The organism is Aquirufa echingensis (genome assembly GCF_042714525.1).
Classification (GTDB): domain Bacteria; phylum Bacteroidota; class Bacteroidia; order Cytophagales; family Spirosomataceae; genus Aquirufa; species Aquirufa echingensis.
Genome location: NZ_JBBKYA010000002.1, coordinates 517,202 through 534,974, shown reverse-complemented (window position 1 = coordinate 534,974; position 17,773 = coordinate 517,202). Strand labels below are relative to the sequence as shown.

Here is a 17,773-nt window from a genome sequence, read left to right as displayed (position 1 = left end):
TATATCGGACGCTTTTTTGTCAATCTGAAACGATGAATATTCGATTGACGCTTGACCATTTTTCCGTAAACATGGACAACATATACGTGCCAGAAAGGACATCAGCGAGTTCAATGCGTTGAATTTGCATGGAGTCTCTCATTTGCCAATGTTTTATACTTATTCCTTGAAGGTTATACAAAATGACTTCAATGTTTTCAAGGGATTCCTGTATTTCGATTTGCATTTTTTCTCCTTTGTTTGGATTCGGATATACATGTACGCCTGGGTCGTCTGGGGGAATACCGAAACTTGCTACTTGAAAGGGAGAATAACATTGAATGGGTTTGGCATCGGCCATTTCATATTTTCGAATGGCTCTCACCTGAAATAATCCGGATTGTCGCATTTTGATTTGTGCTGTCGTGTCCTTTAAGCGATTCTTATTTAGTATCCATTCATATTTAGAGATGGGTTCTTGGTTGGAGGCAACAATAAAGTAAATCCCTGATCGAATAAGTTTGGGCATCCAGGGGTTTTCTTGGGCGATTACTCGGATGGGGAGGCTGGGTGGGGACCAACAACCATATTCGTTTTGTGTTTTTAAGTAGATGACATCACTCGTTGCGACTATAATTGAATCGCTTTTTGCACCGGTACTCCAATGGTACTCGAATGCCGGTGATGCATGAATAATGATGTATTCCCCTAAACAAAATTGCCGATTGCTTGCTTGGATGTTTGGCTGCTGTTCGTCTGGGAAGTGGAATGTTGTCATGGATTCGCTAAGTGGAGACCAACAACCCATTGAATCCTGCCAAGCTACTTCGTAGGAGGCAGGACGGACGGAGTAAATAATGTTCTGCGTTTCTCCTGTGGACCAACGGTAATTGATGCCGGTTTTATTTAGGGTCAATTTTGTCGAGTCCCCCCGACAAAATCCTCCGTTTTTTAGTAAAAGGATCCTTGGTTTCTCGGGTGTTGGGTTCACTTGGATACTTAGTGTTTTGCTCGGGACTGACCAACAAGTTCTATCGTCTGAAACTTGCGCTTGAACCAAAATATTGCTGGCTTGTTTGCCAAATATGATGAATGTTGAATCAGTATCAAGTGCATTCCATAAATAGAAGGGATGTGAATTAATCGTACGGACCAGAGCGGAATCCCCAACACAAATATGCCTTGCAGTACTGACGAGTGTTGGCGGTGCAGGTTTGGGATGGACTTCAATATATATGGATTCACTTCGATAAGTGCAGGCATTTCGCTGAATGATGGCTTGGTAATTACCCGGTGCTAGGACTTCGTTGAGATAGTTTTGCTGTGTAAAAAGATGGCCATTATATTCCCAGCCGACCATGTTGGCGCCGTTCGGCAATTGAATGCCTAGGCTTGTTTTATCGCCCTCACAAACGAAATTATTGTAGTTGGTCTGTATGTTTATTTCAGGTGGATTAAGCCCGGGAAGGAAAATAGTTAGCGGTTCGCTGATGCTCTCAGGACAGGTGATATGTAGTTCCGTGTTATCGGGAATGTAGGATTCGAAATCATTGCTTACGAAGGTTGTTTGTCGGTTTATGGTGATTTGCGTACTCATGGGGCAGCCGCTTACATGCAAACCATATGTCGCCGAACCGCAGTTTTGTCGGAGTTGGTAACTTAATTGGACGCGAGGTAATGGCTTTGATGTTGTGTCACCGGGAGGTGGATTCACAATGGGGGGCGGGTTAACAATAGGTGGTGGATTTGAATTTGTACTATCTACGGGGTTGCATGCAGCGGCCGAACGAATTCGGACAGCTATAGCAGTTCGATCACTTTCGCATCCATTGATTTTTTGAGATACATAGCGGGTCAAGGTGCTATTTTCAGGATTTGCGGTTGAGGAATAGGTCGTTGCTGTACTCAATGGGCTAGTACTTGTGGCATTCTGATACCAAATATTATTAACCCCTCCACTTGCTTTAAAAGTAATCGTAAGACCTGGGCAAATTTCTGTTACAGTTCCAGCATTTTCGGGCGGTGCTGGTTTTGGAAACGCTTGAGCTTGCGTCCCAGCAGATAGGGGACTTTCGCATCCGGCGTTGTTGCAAGCGGCGAAGTATGTTCGCGGATTTTCGTCAGTATGCGTTACAAGTAAGCGCGCGCCTGATCCGATGGGGTTTCGCTGGGCATCATACCATTGTGTTGTATAGGGTGAACAGCCCGAAGCATTGACGGAAAAGGCCTGATTGATACACCCTGAATAAGTGTTTGCGGCATGTCGGGGTATGGGGCTGAGTTTGATTTGTATGGTGATTTCAGATGAAGTACGTGGACATGTTGCGGTTTGATTCTGATTACTCGTTGAGCCTTCATTATCGTTATTCGGGCTGACCGTAAAGTCAATGCGTATTTTGAATTTCTGTCCATCGAGATTCGCGCTGGCCCGTGTGATGCGTAATTGATTTTGTTGGCTCCCTTGAAATTGATTATCATCTACCAAATCGCTGAATGCCCCACCATTAACTGAGCGCATCCACTGGAATTGGGTTGCCCCTTCGGTTTGGACGGACTCCAAAACACCATTTCCTCGCTCGCAAATCGCCGGATTCAGGATGGAATTGATTTTGCGTAGTTGTATGCTTGCAGGATTTGAATAAACGAAGCAGCTCCCGATACCCACTTTCACCCTGTATTGCGTCCCTGTTGGATTAGCTGTATTTCCGGTGGGCATGATTTGGTAATTCGCTTGTGTTGCCCCTGTAATTGCTGAGAAATTCGCATCCTGAGGTCTTTTCTTCTCCCATTGGAAAGTTGTCCCATTACTCCCCACGATCATCCGAATCGAGTTACCATCGCAGTCGGCCTGCGACTGGGGTTGTTGGGTTATGGTGGGGCATTGGGGAAATGCGAGGAAGGGGAGGAGGAGGAGGAGAAGTTTCATTTTATTAGGGTTAGGTTTTATAGCCCCAGACTTAAAAAGTCCGAAGTCCGGATTCTAGGGTTGGGTGTTATTCGCCTTCGGCGTTTCCCTAGGCTAAAGCCTAGGGTTATATATAGGTTTTGTTCGCCTTCGGTGCTCCCTAGGCTAAAGCCTAGGGTTATCTAGGTTTACTTCGCCTTTGGCATCCCTAGGCTAAAGCCTAGGGTTATCTAGGTTATGTTCGCCTTCGGCATCCCTAGGCTAAAGCCTAGGATTATCAGGTTTGTTCGCCTTCGGCGCTCTCTAGGCCTTGGCCTTGGGACCCCCAGACTAAAGTCTGGGGTTATAAGTTTGGTTTGCCTTTGGCTGCCCCAGAATAAGGTCTGGGGTCATAAGCTATTTATAACCTCAGACTTTAGTCTGAGGATTTCTACGTGAAAATAAACCGAATGCTCATGGCATCTCATTCCCAATATGAATCCCATCGCAGATTATCAACTTAACGATAAAAAAAAGCCAGCCCCCGATCATCGGAGGCTGGCAGGAAAATCAATAAGATGATAATTTTAGATATCGCAGATGCCAACGGCCTGTGCAAGAGAAGCCATTTTATCTTCGCGAGCCGGAATGAATTCCTGGCCAATGTATCCTTTATATCCTGTGTCGTAAATCGCTTTGATGATCGCGCGGTAATTTAATTCCTGCGTATCATCAATCTCATTACGTCCTGGAACACCACCGGTATGGTAGTGGGAGATGTACGGATAGTATTTCTTAATTGTCGCAATTACGTCCCCTTCCATGATTTGCATGTGGTAGATGTCGTACAGCAATTTGAATTTATCCGAACCCACCATCTCACAAAGTGCTGCGCCCCATTCGGTTGTATCAGCTTGGTAATCTTTGTGGTTCACTTTGGAGTTCAATAATTCCATCGAAATCGTCACATCGTAACGTTCCGCCGTTTTCATGATGCGTTGTAAGCCTTTTTTGCAATTGATCAATCCATCTTCATCGCTCATGCCATCGCGGTTTCCCGAGAAAGTAATGATGTTTTTTACGCCGGCTTTCGCAGCTTTTGGTATGATATCTTCGTAGAAACCTACCAAAGCATCGTGGTTTTTGACCTTATTAAAGAAGTTCGGGATGTTCATGCCCGCTGGGTATTTACCCCAACCGATTGCCGCGGTCATGTCGTATTTTTTCAAGATGTCCCATTCCTCAGGACCCGTTAATTCGATGGAGGTTAAGCCGATGCGTTTGGCATTCACGATTAATTCTTCAAACGGAATTTTATCATAACACCAGCGACAAGCCGAATGCTGTACTTTGCCTTTAAGGTCTGCACCCACGGCGATATCCGCTTTCTTGAAACGGTCCTCCATGGACGAACCGAATAATCCCAAACCGGCTAATCCTGCCGAGCTTTTTAGGATTTCTCTCCGACTCAAATTGTTTTTCATAGTCTTTGTTTGATAGGTTTAATTGAAATTTGCAAGCATGCTCGCCGTTTGGTGAGCAATTTTTTCATTGTATGCGCGTGCGATGGATTTGTAACGAAAGAGATCAATGATGGTACCAATCAATAAAAATCCACCCGTAAAAAAATAGAGCAATCCCAAACCGATTCGATCCGTAATGAAGCGTTGAAGTCCTGCAAAACACACAAATCCGGCCAACGTACATATCAAAATCAAGACCGGATCGCGGCGCTTGCTCAGGTAAATCGACATGAATTGTGATTGTTGCTCCTCCGACATCCCCTGTAAAATTGGCGTGAGGCCATTGGCTTCTGCCAAATCTAAACTAGCCAATTGGGGAAGGATGTTCGAGTTCATCAGTGAAAAATTAGATTCAAGCTGTTAGTTACGAAAATTTCACTTAGCTCAAAAATGATTCCCGGGAAAATTCCGAAAATGATACTTAGGATGCCTAATCCAAAAAGACTGAACTTCTCGAGTAAGTTCAAGTCAGGTAATTCCCAAGTGCTTTCACGCACATAATAATTGCCTAAATATATCTTTTGGAAGGTCCATAATAAATAGCCTGCGCCCAATAAGATGCCCAATCCACCTAGGATAGCATAAATGGGTGTTAAATGCGTGCTCGTAAAGGCTCCCATTAAACTGAAAAATTCACCGATAAACCCAGAGAATCCTGGTAAGCCCAATGAAGCGAAAATCGCTATGCCGGATACGACCGTGAACCAAGGCATTTTACTTGCTAAGCCTGAGAAATTGTCGATTTGGCGATTGCCTGTCCGACTGTACAACACGCCTACCATCAAGAATAATAAGGATGATAAAATTCCATGGGATAATAATTGGAAGATGGCACCCTGCCAGCCTTCTGGGGTGAAGGATGCGATTCCGACCAACACAAAGCCCATGTGTGATACGGATGAATAAGCGACTAATTTCTTCAAATCCGTCATGGCTAAGGCATTGTATGCCCCGTAAATAATGGACAAGACTCCTAATCCGGCCATGATACCTGCCGCGTCAACGGCCTCCGTCGGGAAGAACGGAATCGCCATGCGCAACCAGCCATAAGCCCCTATTTTCAATAAGACACCGGCCAATAAAACCGAAATAGGCGTAGGTGCTTCCACGTGTGCATCGGGTAACCAAGTATGCAAAGGAACCAAAGGCAATTTGATCGCAAAGCCAATAAACAATAACCAGAATCCCCAGGCACGTCCCGATAATCCGCCTAATAGGAATCCCGATTGTGGACTGAATAAGTTGTTGGGTTGGCAGTTTTTAGGATCACTTAATACCTGTAAATCAAAGCTATGTACGATTTGATTTGGAGCAATTTCATGTGCTGCTAATGCAGTTTGCATGGATTGCAAAGCCTCGATGCCAAAGCCTTGATTAATGCCTAATTTCTGTAAGGATAATGCGGTTTCATAAGGGTCCATATATGCCAAAGCAATTCCCAACATCACAATTAGGATAAACAATGAACCTACTAAGGTGTAGATGAAGAATTTCAACGATGCATAATTCCGACGCGGTCCTCCCCAAATTCCGATTAAGAAATACATTGGCAATAACATGAATTCAAAGAAGACGTAGAACAAGAACATGTCCCGCGCTAAAAAACAGCCCATTAGGGAAGCGTTCAATAGCAACACCAAGGCATAATATCCCTCGATTTTTTCGTGTATGTCTTGGGAGTTCCACAAGGCAACAAAACTCACTAATCCGGTCAACAAGATCAATCCGATACTTAATCCATCCACACCCAAGGAATAATGGGAGACAAAATGTCCTAGACTTCCGAGGTTTAGGTGGATCCAGTCGAAGGATTCTGTTGATTGAAATCCAGCCTGCGCAGGGTCAAAAACCAAGGCGATTTTGGCCAAAATTAAAAGCTGAATGCCTGCCACCGCAATGGCTATTAGCCTTGCATAGCTTGCGCCTAATTTTCCAAACCCAACCACGAGGGAGGCAATTAGCGGCAATAGAATGATGTATGATAAGTTTCCCATTAATACAAAAGGTAAATTAGGATGAAAACCAATGTGAAGAATACCCAAAACCAGTAGCGGTGCAATTGCGCCGACTGCCATGTTTGTAATCGAGCGCCCAAAGCGCGACTTGTGGAAGCAATTAGGCTCACAGAACCATCAACCAAATGACGGTCGGTCCATGCGCTTAGGTGGGCGATGATAACTTGTAATTCTGTGAATTTAACGACGATTCTATCAACGATACGCGCATCGAATCGCTGCATTTGTTGGCCGATGTACCATGCCAATCGATAAGTTGAAGGCCAAATAAATCCAAGAAATTGATAATTTTTGGAAGGAACCCAGCGGCGTGTCAGGATAGTGATGCCTAAGCCAACAATCCATGAACCAGCGGTAATGCCCAACCAAAATCCAGGAATATGATAATTTTCAATGTGGAAGAAAGCTAGAAATACGGAATGATGCGCGTCCATCGGATTCATGGAAATCCAGCAAAATAAACTCAACAATATCAGTAAACTGATTGGAATGACTTGCAACCATTCGTTTTGTGATTTTTCAAGACTATGACCACCACGGTTTTGGCCTAAGAAAATCAAATAAATTTGTCGGCACATATAGGTCGCCGTTAAGCCCATTCCCAATGCCAATGCGCCTAAAAGCACATAGTAATAATTCGCATAGGCGCTATGCTGCGCCGAATCCCACAAGAAACCTGCGATGTTTTCCTTGCTGTAAAAGCCATTCGTGAAGGGAATACCCAACATCCCCGCGCCAAAAATCAGGTAGGCAATAAAACTCAGCGGCAATTGTTTCCGCAAGCCTCCCATGTTGTGAAGACTTTGTGCATCGGCATGATGTGTCGCTTTTTGATGGTGCAAATAATGAATCACCGAACCCGCTGTTAGGAAAAGTCCTGCCTTGAAAATGCCGTGTGCGTAAAGGTGGAATAGCGAGGCGCTAGATCCCATGCCCAGCCACATTAAACCTAGTTGTGAAATGGTCGAATAGGCCAAAGCCTTTTTGATGTCGTTTTGAAATAGGGCAAAAAATGCACCTGATACGAGCGAAATCGCACCAATCACACCCATGAATAAATGCGCTTCCTCCCCGATGAACGGGAAAACACGGATGCCAACAAATACGCCAGCCGCGACCATGGTTGCCGCGTGAATTAAAGCTGAAGCGGGCGTAGGTCCTTCCATGGCGTCTGGTAGCCAGGACATCAAGGGGAATTGGGCAGATTTACCGATACCCCCGAGAATTACGGCAATCCCAATTATTGCGGGAGCACTTCCGTGCATACCTGAAAAAACACTTGTTCCAAAGTATTGGCTCAGGCCTACAAGACCAAAGAGCAATGCAATATCCCCGATTCGGTTCAATAAGAAAGCTTTTTTGGCAGCTTTGATGGCGGCTTCTTTTTGATGCCAAAAGCTAATCAGCAAATAAGAGCAGGCTCCCACCAATTCCCAAGCACCGTAAAAAATGTAGATCTGGTCTGTGAGAACAAGCAAAGTCATCGACCCGATGAACAGATGTAAATAGCTGTAATAACGACCGATGTTGGGGTCTTCCGCGAGGTAGGATTTGGAAAAAATCTGTACAAAAAATGCGGCGATGCTGACCAATAAAAGCAATAATTGGGCGGATTTTGTGACCCAAAAACTCGCTGTAATTTCCTTGCCCCCTAGGTTGAACCAAGGGTTACTCGTGATATTTTCTGGCATGTGCCCTACTTGGAAAGCGAGGTAGGTAAATAGACCCGCGAGTAGGATGGATGCATTGACTTGGACTTTTTTAGGGAGCAACGCAATCAAGCCGGCGGAAAGCCAAGGCAGGATGAGTAGCGCTAAAATAATCGTTTGTATCGGCATAAAAGTATTTAAGGAAGCAAAGATAAAATAATCTACTGATTTTGTAGGGAATCAAGGCTAATTATCCACCAGAAACAGGGGGAATTAAGGCGATTTCCATGCGTTCTTCGATGATGAAATCGGGTTTTGGAAAATGCTGGTCGGCGGCAAGGCGCAACGAAGGTAGATTCTGAAGTTCAGGGTGCGCGTTTTTAACGATGCTCAAAAGTGTTTGTGCATCCACCAGCTGCTCTGTCACAATGGATATTTCATCTTTTTTTAATAAATCTCGACAAATGCCGAAGAGGAGTAAGGTATAGGTGGCCATTAATTTTGTAATTTGCAGGTCGAATGTATAAAGATAATCAACTCTTGGATAATCACGGTCGGCCGATGACGTATTTACGTCTGGCGGTGACGGATCGATGCAATTTACGTTGTTCGTATTGCATGCCTGCGGAGGGAATTGTCTACATGCCGGAGCGGGAATTGTTGACCTGGGCAGAAATGTCGCGGGTGGTGCGGGTGATGCATGGCATGGGAATTAACAAGGTTCGGATTACGGGCGGAGAGCCTTTTGTGCGAAATGGTCTGATGGATTTTCTGACGGAAATTTCGGCTTTGGAAGGTTTAGAGATTTGTTTGACGAGCAATGGGGTGTTGATTGGCGATTATATAGACCAATTGAAGGCCTTGGGTATTCGCTCCGTGAATTTGAGTTTGGATGCCTTGGATCGCGATCGTTTTAAGCAGATAACCCGTCGGGATGATTATGAAATTGTCTTCCAAAATTTATTGCGCTTGGTGGCTGAAGGATTTGAGGTGAAAATCAATGCCGTGGTGATGAAAGGGCAGAATGAGCAAGATATTTTGGCTTTGGCAGCTTTGACCAAAGACCTGCCCGTTTCGGTGCGGTATATTGAGGAGATGCCATTTAATGGTTCGGGTTTAGTGGAAGGAACCTTGTTTTGGAACCATGAACGGATTTTGAATGAGTTGAAAACGGTGTATCCTTTGCTTAGGCCCATATTGATGCAGGGAGGCGAAACGGCGAATCGCTATGAGATTCCGGGGCATTTGGGGGACGTGGGGATTATTGCTGCTTTTACGAGAACCTTTTGTGGGACTTGTAATCGGGTTCGATTGACTGCCAAAGGGCAGGTGAAAACCTGTTTATATGATGATGGCGTTTTTGATTTGAAAGCGTATATTCGCAAGGGTGTGACGGATGAGGAGCTCCGACAAGTGTTTTTAGAACTATATGCCAAAAGGCCATTGGATGGTTTTGAGGCGGAAAATAATAGAAAGGGCGTTATCAATGAATCGATGACGACGATAGGAGGATAATTTATGAGCGCATTAGCGAATATTATTGATGGCTTTTCGAAGCTGCGGGTCATGGTGATCGGGGATCTCATGGTGGATGCTTATACCTGGGGCAAAGTGACGCGTATTTCGCCGGAGGCACCCGTGCCTGTGGTGAATGTGGTGAAGCGTGAATCTCGATTGGGTGGTGCGGGCAATGTGGTGTTGAATGTCGCAAGTTTAGGTGCCAAACCTTTGGTTTTTTCCGTGATCGGGGATGATGCGACGGGTGATGCCTTGAAGCAAATTTTAGTTGATGCAGGCTTGTCGGTGGATGGAATCATCCAAGAGGCCGGTCGGCTTACAACTATCAAAGAGCGTGTGATTGCGGGGTCCCAACAATTAATCCGCGTGGATTCGGAGACAGAGCAAGCTATTTCATCGGCCTCAACCGTTGCATTGGTTTCGGCGATTCGGGCGTCTATTAAGGACGTTGATGTGATTATTTTCGAAGATTACGACAAGGGAGTTTTGAGCGAAGGCTTGATTCAGGAAGTGATGGGATTGGCTCGTGAGGCGGGAATTCCTACCGTCGTTGATCCGAAGAAAAAGAACTTCTTTGCATATCGCGGAGCTAGCTTATTTAAGCCGAATTTACATGAATTGCGAGATGGTTTGGGCTTGGATTCTTCGGATTTGAGTGCTTTAGCCTTGCCGGCAACGGTGAAAAAATTTAAAGAATCGCAAGGATTTGAGGGGCTTTTTGTGACGCTTTCCGAGCGTGGTGTATATATGGATTTTCGGTCGGAGCAGGTAGCCATTCCAGCACACATTCGTCAAATTGCGGATGTCTCGGGTGCGGGCGATACGGTGATTTCGATTGCTGCATGTGCTTTGGCAGCGGGAGCTAGTCCATCACAAATCGCTGAACTCGCGAACCTAGGCGGAGGTTTGGTGTGTGAGTTTTTAGGCGTGGTGCCGATTGAGGTGAATTTACTAAAAAGAGAGGCCTCAAGCCTTCTATAATGATAACCCTAGGCTTTAGCCTAGGGATTCCGGCCGCAGGCCGGTGGTGATGATTTTCAGACTTCGTCTGAAGGCCCCAGGTTAAAACCTGGGGTTATAAATCAATTGATAATCGTTCAGAAATATCAGGTTTTTACTTTCACTAAGATCGGAACGATTTCATTTTTGAGAAAAAACTCTTTTTCTCATGTCGCATACAAATATCAAAGTACATGCAGTTTGGGCTACCAAATTTCGTAAACCACTTTTAATCAAAGAAATTCGATTTTTGATATGCCAACATATTCGAATTCATGCTCATTCGAAGGGGATTCAAATTCATTCAATCGATGGATATCTTGATCATATTCATTGATTGTTCACGTTGCCTCCTGACTTTTCGTTAAGTCAATCGATTCAAATCTTGAAAGGAGAATCGGCATTTTGGATTAATAAGCAAAACTATTTTAGTCACGCGTTTGCTTGGGCAAAAGAATATTATGCCGTGTCTGTTAGTGAATCTATCGTTCCTGAAATTGCGTTATATATTTATGCTCAGGAACAAAAGCATCAGAATTTTGATCGAGTGATTAAGGCTTTTGGGGTGAAGATGTAGGTCGTCAGAGACCTGTGTTCAGACGAAGTCTGGATTCCACAGACTAAGTCTGTAGATCCCCAGGTTAAAACCTGGGGTTATAAATAACCCTAGGCTTTAGCCTAGGGATTCCGGCCGGAGGCCGGTGGAGATGATATTCAGACGAAGTCTTAAGTCCCCAGGTTAAAACCTGTAGAGCCCCAGGTTAAAACCTGGGGTTATAAACTATTACCCCACCCACGCCGTGAATTCGATTTCCACTTTGTATTGTGGTGCGATCAAGGCAGAGATTTCGTAGATACCCGTCGTTGGTTTTACATCGCCAAAGAAATGTGCATGGGCACGGGCGATTTCCAAATTTTGGGAAATATCGGTTGTGAAAATGCGTGTACGAACAACATCTTTGATGGATGATCCTGCTTCTTCTAAGACTACGGCGATACGCTCGATGATGTTATAGGTTTGTGCGTAGAAATCATCTGCGGTTACTTTTTCCGCATCGATGATGGCCACCGTACCTGATATTTCTAATAAGTTTCCTGTTTTTACCGCGCGGCAATAGCCGAATGTATCTTCAAATGGGGATCCTGAGGAGATGTTGAGTCTTTGTGACATGGTGGTGGGGTTTTGTGAAATCCCCAGACTAAAGTCTGGGGTTATAAGTATGTTTCCTGTCTTTCTTCGTCCGAATCCCCAGACTAAAGTCTGGGGATATAAGTATGTTTTCTGTCAGACTTCGTCTGAATCACCAGACTAAGGTCTGAAGAGCCCTAGGTTAAAACCTGTAGAGCCCCAGACTAAAGTCTGTAGAGCCCCAGGTTAAAACCTGGGGTTATAAGTTTGATTGTTTTACAATTTTCTCCCACATCTCTGGCTTCGCGTGGCGAACCACTTCGCCGATAACGATGATGGCAGGGTTACGAAGGTCTTCTTTTTTTGCCAAATTTTCAAGCTCCGCTGCCGTAGAAATTCCGATTCGCTGATTCGCCATCGTGCCGTTTTGGATTATGGCAGCTGATATTTCCCCTTTGCCGTATTGTTGGCATAAAGTAGCTATTTCACTTAATTTATTCATTCCCATTAAAATGACCAAAGTCGCTGTGGATTGCAAACCGAGTTTCAAATCTTCAGATAAAGATCCGTCCGATTTGGTACCTGTCATCACCCAAAAACTTTCATTCACTCCGCGAACGGTCAACGGAATATCTGCTGCGCCAGCTGCCGCATAAGATGAACTGATGCCGGGAATATAGCCTGTGATAAGTCCGTAGGATTTCGCGAATTCGATTTCTTCCTGGCCTCTGCCGAAGACAAAAGGGTCACCGCCTTTCAAGCGCACGACATGTCCCAACGCATACGCTTTTTCCACGATTAATTCGTTGATGGCTGCCTGCGAATGGCTCTCGCCAGGCTTTTTACCCACGTAAATTTGTTCGCATGTTGGCGAGCAATGCTCCAATAAAATGGGGTCTACCAAAGCATCGTATAACACGGCTTGTGCCGAGGCAATCGCTTTTATCGCTTTCAAGGTGATCAATTCCGGATCACCAGGGCCCGCACCCACCACCGTGAGGCGGGGTTGTGGTTCTAATTTTCTGAAATGTGCTAAATTTTTCATGCGATGGCTTGGCGGAAAGAAGTGGCAGCTGTTAAAAAGTTTTTGGCTTGCGCAGCAAATTGACGCGCAAAGGCCTCCGATGGTTCGTTTTGGTTGATCTGCAAGACCAATTCAGGGAAAGTCGCAGCCTCAATCGCAAATTCACCTGTCGCTACAAAATGTTCTTCAAACTTGTTGATCACCGCGTTTTGATTGGCTACGGTCACCGACTTGTCCAATAACAAGGCTTTGGCAGCTGAAATAAAGACCGAATAGGCATGGTAGATCGCATCTGCATAGCGCTTGTCTTCCAAAGCCGCCGCTGTCCATTCGTATTTTTCTTCCGATTCAAACAATAGGGTTGCGACCAAATCAATCATCACACCCGCACATTCACCTACGCCAATTTCCGTTGCGAACGTATCCGTCGCACCCCAATCGATGAAGTCTGAATCTACTAATGTTGTCAAATCTGCAATCGGTTTCAATAGATTATAGAAATATTTCTCGCCTTGTCGATCGTAATATTCGTGAAAGTATTCACCGTCTTGGGCATTTTCTTCGAAGTTGTTCAATAATACGCGTAACACCTCGGGACCTCTTTTGGAAGGAACTTTGATCACTTTATCCGCGATTCGTCCGTCTCCATTTCCTAAAGTTGCTCCGCCAATTAATACCTGCAAAGCTGGTAAAACGCGTTTATCTGCCGCCTTCAAAGAAGATCCGTGGAATCCGATGGACGCCATGCTGTGTTGGCCACAAGCATTCATACAACCGGAAATCTTGATTTTCATCGCAGAATCATGAATCAAAGCTGGGAATTCTTCGTTGATTACTTGCTCCAATTTCGACGTAATATTCGTCGAATCAGAAATCGCCAAATTACAAGTATCCGTTCCCGGGCATGCTGTGATGTTCGCGATGGAATTTGCACCAGGGGCTGCAAGGCCATGTGCGTTCAATACTTGGAAGACATAAGGCAAATTGGCCGTAGGCACAAACTTCAACATCAATCCTTGGTTGATCGTTATCCGGATATCATCCCCGATGTAGCCTTTCAGCGCCTCGATTAAAGAACGTGAGGTATCGCTTGAAATATTTCCATTCAGGATGCGCACATATACGGCATGGAATCCTGCTTGTTTTTGTTCAAAAGTATTCGTGTCTATCCAGGTTTGGTATTCAGCCGTTTCTGGTGCCGCGATGTCCGCTAGTAACGTTGGTTCAGCTACCTCCCATGCCGATGCATCTGCAATCGCGAAGCTGTGATTTTTCAAGGCTTTGGTTTCTGCATTCACCAAATTCATGAATTCCTCGAAGCCAATTTTTTGGATTAAGAACTTCATGCGGGCCTTGTGGCGTGAATTACGTTCGCCGTGGCGATCGAAAACGCGAAGCACCGATTCGATGAATGGGATGACCTGGTCTTCCGCTAGGAATTCGTAGGCAGTATGTGCCAACATCGGTTGGGCCCCCAAACCACCCCCTACTACGACTTTAAATCCGCGCGTTCCGTTTTGGATTTTGGGAATAAAGCCTAGGTCATGTAGATATGCGAGTGATGTATCTTCTTCGGTGTTGGAGAAAGACATTTTGATTTTACGCCCCATTTCTTGGCAGATGGGATTGCGTAGGAAATAACGGAAAGCCGCGTCTGCGTGCGGACTTACGTCAAAAAGTTCTTTCGGGTCAATGCCTGAAGTAGAGGAGGCAGTGATGTTACGCACCGTATTTCCACAAGCTTCGCGCAAGGTGATATCGTCTTGTTCCAATTTCGCCCAAAGTTCCGGCGTGCGGTCCAAAGAAACGAAGTGAATTTGAATGTCTTGACGAGTAGTTAAATGCAAGTTTCCAGTGGAATATTCGTCGGAAATATCCGCGATACGCTTCCATTGATGGAATTGAATCTTGCCATAAGGCAATTTGATTCGGATCATCTGAACGCCTTGTTGGCGCTGTCCATACACCCCACGAGCCAAACGAAGGCTACGGAATTTCTCCTCGTGAATCTCGCCAGCCTTGAATTGGGCAATCTTTTTGGCCAAATCCAGGATGTCTTTTTCAACGATCGGGTTTTCTATCTCAGAGCGGAAACTTTGCATAAATTTTTTCTTAATAAAATTATAAAGTCTATATGTTATATAGAGTAGTAGGCAAAAGTAAGGCAAAAGACTTTTATTGCCAAAGAATTTTTATATTCGTTTCTAAATTTTTTAACATGAAATCAATTTTAACGGGAATTATTTGTTTGGGCTTCTTTGGGCTATTTGCGCAAAAGCCTGTGATGGACATTCAGGGGGTGGAAGTGGTGAAGACGTCGCATGTGTTGAACCTAGCTGGGAAGCCTTTGAATTACACGGCTTATACGGGTTACATGCACATGAAGGCGGATACGGGGAAGGTTTTGGCCAAAATATTTTTTACCTATTATCAAAAAGATGGTGAGGATGCGGGCAAACGTCCCTTGACTTTTACGTTTAATGGCGGACCCGGTTCTGCGTCCTTGTGGTTGCACATGGGTGGCGTGGGCCCGAAGCGTGTCGTTTTGAAAGATGATGGGACGGCAACTGTTCCGCCGTATACCTATGTGGACAATGAATATGGCTGGTTGGACAAAACGGATTTGGTGTTTATCGATCCCGTTTCCACGGGTTATTCGCGTGCTGTCGGGCAGGATGCGAGTAAATACCATGGCTATGTGGAGGATATTGAGTCGATTGGTGCTTTTGTGCGCAACTTTTTGAGTCGGTATGAGCGCTGGGCATCGCCCAAATTCTTAGCGGGTGAGAGTTATGGAACGACGCGCGCGGCGGGATTGGCGAAGCATTTACAGGATCGCCATCGGATATACATCAATGGGGTGATCTTGATTTCGGCGGTCTTGAATTTTGGGACCAATGATTATGCGATTGGGAATGATTTACCACGCGCTTTGTATGTTCCATCTTACACGGCGGCGGCGTGGTATCATAAGAAATTAAGTCCAGCCTTGCAGGCAAGACCTTTGGCGGATATCTTGAAAGAATCAGAAGCTTGGTCTATTGGTGAATATGCATCAGCTTTGATTAAGGGCGGATGGATGTCGGCCGCTGAGAAAGATGCCATTGCAGGTAAATTGGCTTATTATACGGGGCTTTCTAAAGAGTTGTGTTTGCAGGCCAACTTACGCGTAGACGAGAATCGTTTTTATAAATCGTTACGTCGGGCAGATGGATTGTCTGTTGGTCGGCTGGATGCACGCTTTACCGGTCGGGACCTAGACGATGCTGGCGAGTACGTGGATTTTGATCCGTCATTTGCCAACATCGATGGGCCGTTTACGTCGACGATCAATGCATATATGCAGAAGGAATTGAAGTTTAAGGAGGAGAAGGGCTATAATGTGTTTGGGGATGTGTATCCGTGGTCGTACAAGAATGTGCAGAATAAGTATTTGAATGTGGCGGAGAGTTTGCGGGATGCGATGGCGAAGAATCCGGCTTTGAAGGTGTATTTGGGCTGTGGGTATTATGACTTTGCGACGCCGTATTTTACGGCATTGTATGACATTGAGCACATGTTTTTACGTCCGGAGCAACGGAGTCGGGTGGATATCAAAATGTATGAGTCGGGCCACATGTACTACATCCACAAACCGTCTTTGATTCAATTCAAAAAGGATATGGATGGCTTTTTCGATTCGTCGAAATAATTTGCTAGTTTTGCAGTCCATTCAGAGGGGTGTCCGAGTGGTTTAAGGAGCACGCTTGGAAAGCGTGTGTAGGTCTCAAGCTTACCGAGGGTTCGAATCCCTTCCCCTCTACAAGAGAAAAGGAGTCCAGAGATGGGCTCCTTTTTTGATTTAGGTTTTTTGTCTACATATCGGGATAATTTTTGGAGAAAATTTGGGGATTTTATTCTAACTAAGTTTGAATTCATTACTATGCCTTCTAATAGAGTTGTCAAGTTTAAATTATTAGTATTTGTGTTTTTTTAACTTAAAGATTTATATTTACGATTAAAATATTAACTCAAAGGTTAAAATGAAAAATCTATCCTATCACCAGCTCGACGATCAAATCCACGCCTTTGTCAATGGCCAACGGCAGGATCGTATCCCTACGGGCTGGATTCATGCCACGAGAACCTCGATTGGGATGACTTTGCAGCAATTGGCTTCCCGACTGGGTTTATCGGTACCCGCCGTTAAAAAATTTGAACAACGGGAACAGGCCGAAGCGATTAGTTTGGCAAGTTTACGGAAAGTCGCTGCGGCGATGGACATGGATTTGGTGTATTATTTGAAGCCTAAGTCAGGTACATTAGAGGCCATGATGGATGCCCGAATTGAGCAAAAGGCGCTTGAATTAATGCAGTTTTCTAATCAGGCGATGCTGCTCGAAAATCAAGTGCTTGATAATCAAAACCGTGCCCGTGAATTGAAACGCTTAATTTCCGAAATTAGGCAACAGAAATTAAGTAGTTTATGGGGATAGGCTTAGATGCATCAGAATTTGGACAAACACCTATTGATCCAGACCAATTATCCGGTCTGAAGATTACAATGTTGCATACGCATGCCCAGATTAATGCATACGAACAAGCGAATATCAATGAGGCTTTGCGCTGGCTGATGCGTAAGCGGACATTGCCTACTTTGTTGACGACTGAATTTATCTGCCTCTTGCATCGCCGAATGTTCGGACATGTTTGGAAATGGGCAGGGACTTTTCGTAAAGTTGAAACCAATATTGGTGTGCCTTGGTATACGATTCCTACGGAGTTGAACGTTTTGCTTGCGGATGTCCAATATTGGATTCTTCATCAAACTTTTTCACCCGTGGAAATTGCCATTCGTTTTAAATTTCGCCTGGTGTCCATTCATTGTTTCCCCAATGGAAATGGTCGGCACGCAAGGCTCATGGCCGATTTATTGATGCAATACCGTTTTGGGTTGCAGCGCTTTTCTTGGGGCGCCCATTCAAAAGGCGATGTGCGCAAGCTTTATTTATCAGCCATTCAGCAAGCCGCTGAAGGCAATTTTGTACCCTTGATTGATTTTGCCCAAAATTAA

14 protein-coding genes, 1 tRNA gene and 1 pseudogene are annotated in these 17,773 nt (G+C 44.9%); 7 read left to right on the top strand and 9 right to left on the bottom strand.

All coding sequences use genetic code 11. The features are described 5' to 3' along the window. Window positions 1-19: 19 nt before the first annotated feature. The 6 genes from SKC38_RS04980 to SKC38_RS04955 all read right to left on the bottom strand — a co-directional run bounded on the left by SKC38_RS04980 (window position 20) and on the right by SKC38_RS04955 (window position 8,546). The gene (locus SKC38_RS04980; protein WP_377975630.1) at window positions 20-2,905 is read right to left on the bottom strand and encodes an Ig-like domain-containing protein; all 2,886 of its coding nucleotides are present in this window, start codon (window positions 2,903-2,905) and stop codon (window positions 20-22) included. A 545-nt stretch (window positions 2,906-3,450) separates the two neighbouring features. Further along, window positions 3,451-4,347 carry a hydroxypyruvate isomerase family protein gene (locus SKC38_RS04975; RefSeq protein WP_377975628.1) on the bottom strand — a complete coding sequence of 299 codons (897 nt, stop codon included), beginning with the start codon at window positions 4,345-4,347 and terminating at the stop codon, window positions 3,451-3,453. An 18-nt stretch (window positions 4,348-4,365) separates the two neighbouring features. After that, window positions 4,366-4,722 carry a TM2 domain-containing protein gene (locus SKC38_RS04970; protein WP_377975627.1) on the bottom strand — a complete coding sequence of 119 codons (357 nt, stop codon included), beginning with the start codon at window positions 4,720-4,722 and terminating at the stop codon, window positions 4,366-4,368. After that, entirely contained in the window at window positions 4,722-6,380 is a 1,659-nt protein-coding gene (locus SKC38_RS04965; RefSeq protein ID WP_377975625.1) for a complex I subunit 4 family protein, read from the bottom strand. The genes SKC38_RS04970 and SKC38_RS04965 overlap by 1 nt, the downstream gene beginning before the upstream one ends. Further along, window positions 6,380-8,239 (bottom strand): NADH-quinone oxidoreductase subunit 5 family protein, encoded by a 1,860-nt coding sequence (locus SKC38_RS04960; protein WP_377975623.1) that lies wholly within the window; start codon window positions 8,237-8,239, stop codon window positions 6,380-6,382. The genes SKC38_RS04965 and SKC38_RS04960 overlap by 1 nt, the downstream gene beginning before the upstream one ends. Window positions 8,240-8,300: 61 nt before the next feature. Then, window positions 8,301-8,546 carry a MoaD/ThiS family protein gene (locus SKC38_RS04955; protein WP_377975621.1) on the bottom strand — a complete coding sequence of 82 codons (246 nt, stop codon included), beginning with the start codon at window positions 8,544-8,546 and terminating at the stop codon, window positions 8,301-8,303. A gap of 23 nt (window positions 8,547-8,569) precedes the next feature. Here SKC38_RS04955 and moaA point away from each other — a divergent pair, with 23 nt between their 5' ends. The 3 genes and pseudogenes from moaA (at window position 8,570) to tnpA (ending at window position 11,144) form a co-directional block, all read left to right on the top strand. Next, entirely contained in the window at window positions 8,570-9,565 is a 996-nt protein-coding gene (gene moaA / locus SKC38_RS04950) for a GTP 3',8-cyclase MoaA (protein WP_377975619.1), read from the top strand. Window positions 9,566-9,568: 3 nt separating this feature from the next. Further along, window positions 9,569-10,549 (top strand): bifunctional heptose 7-phosphate kinase/heptose 1-phosphate adenyltransferase, encoded by a 981-nt coding sequence (locus SKC38_RS04945; protein WP_377975617.1) that lies wholly within the window; start codon window positions 9,569-9,571, stop codon window positions 10,547-10,549. A 187-nt stretch (window positions 10,550-10,736) separates the two neighbouring features. Then, window positions 10,737-11,144: pseudogene (tnpA, locus tag SKC38_RS04940) on the top strand (IS200/IS605 family transposase). Window positions 11,145-11,351: 207 nt separating this feature from the next. On the opposite strand, the gene SKC38_RS04935 reads toward tnpA, so the two are convergent. The 3 genes from SKC38_RS04935 to SKC38_RS04925 all read right to left on the bottom strand — a co-directional run bounded on the left by SKC38_RS04935 (window position 11,352) and on the right by SKC38_RS04925 (window position 14,822). Continuing rightward, entirely contained in the window at window positions 11,352-11,738 is a 387-nt protein-coding gene (locus tag SKC38_RS04935) for a RidA family protein (RefSeq protein ID WP_377975616.1), read from the bottom strand. 217 nt (window positions 11,739-11,955) lie between these two features. Continuing rightward, entirely contained in the window at window positions 11,956-12,741 is a 786-nt protein-coding gene (cobA, locus tag SKC38_RS04930; RefSeq protein WP_377975614.1) for a uroporphyrinogen-III C-methyltransferase, read from the bottom strand. Next, window positions 12,738-14,822 (bottom strand): nitrite reductase, encoded by a 2,085-nt coding sequence (locus tag SKC38_RS04925; RefSeq protein WP_377975612.1) that lies wholly within the window; start codon window positions 14,820-14,822, stop codon window positions 12,738-12,740. Before SKC38_RS04925 ends, cobA begins: the two co-directional genes overlap by 4 nt. A gap of 116 nt (window positions 14,823-14,938) precedes the next feature. Here SKC38_RS04925 and SKC38_RS04920 point away from each other — a divergent pair, with 116 nt between their 5' ends. From SKC38_RS04920 to SKC38_RS04905, 4 genes are all read left to right on the top strand, one after another. Beyond that, window positions 14,939-16,411 carry a S10 family peptidase gene (locus tag SKC38_RS04920; protein WP_377975611.1) on the top strand — a complete coding sequence of 491 codons (1,473 nt, stop codon included), beginning with the start codon at window positions 14,939-14,941 and terminating at the stop codon, window positions 16,409-16,411. 23 nt (window positions 16,412-16,434) lie between these two features. Then, a tRNA-Ser gene (locus tag SKC38_RS04915) sits at window positions 16,435-16,522 on the top strand. A 220-nt stretch (window positions 16,523-16,742) separates the two neighbouring features. Then, the gene (locus SKC38_RS04910; protein WP_377975609.1) at window positions 16,743-17,195 is read left to right on the top strand and encodes a helix-turn-helix domain-containing protein; all 453 of its coding nucleotides are present in this window, start codon (window positions 16,743-16,745) and stop codon (window positions 17,193-17,195) included. Continuing rightward, complete coding sequence (locus SKC38_RS04905; protein WP_377975607.1) at window positions 17,186-17,773, top strand: mobile mystery protein B; 588 nt, start codon at window positions 17,186-17,188, stop codon at window positions 17,771-17,773. The genes SKC38_RS04910 and SKC38_RS04905 overlap by 10 nt, the downstream gene beginning before the upstream one ends.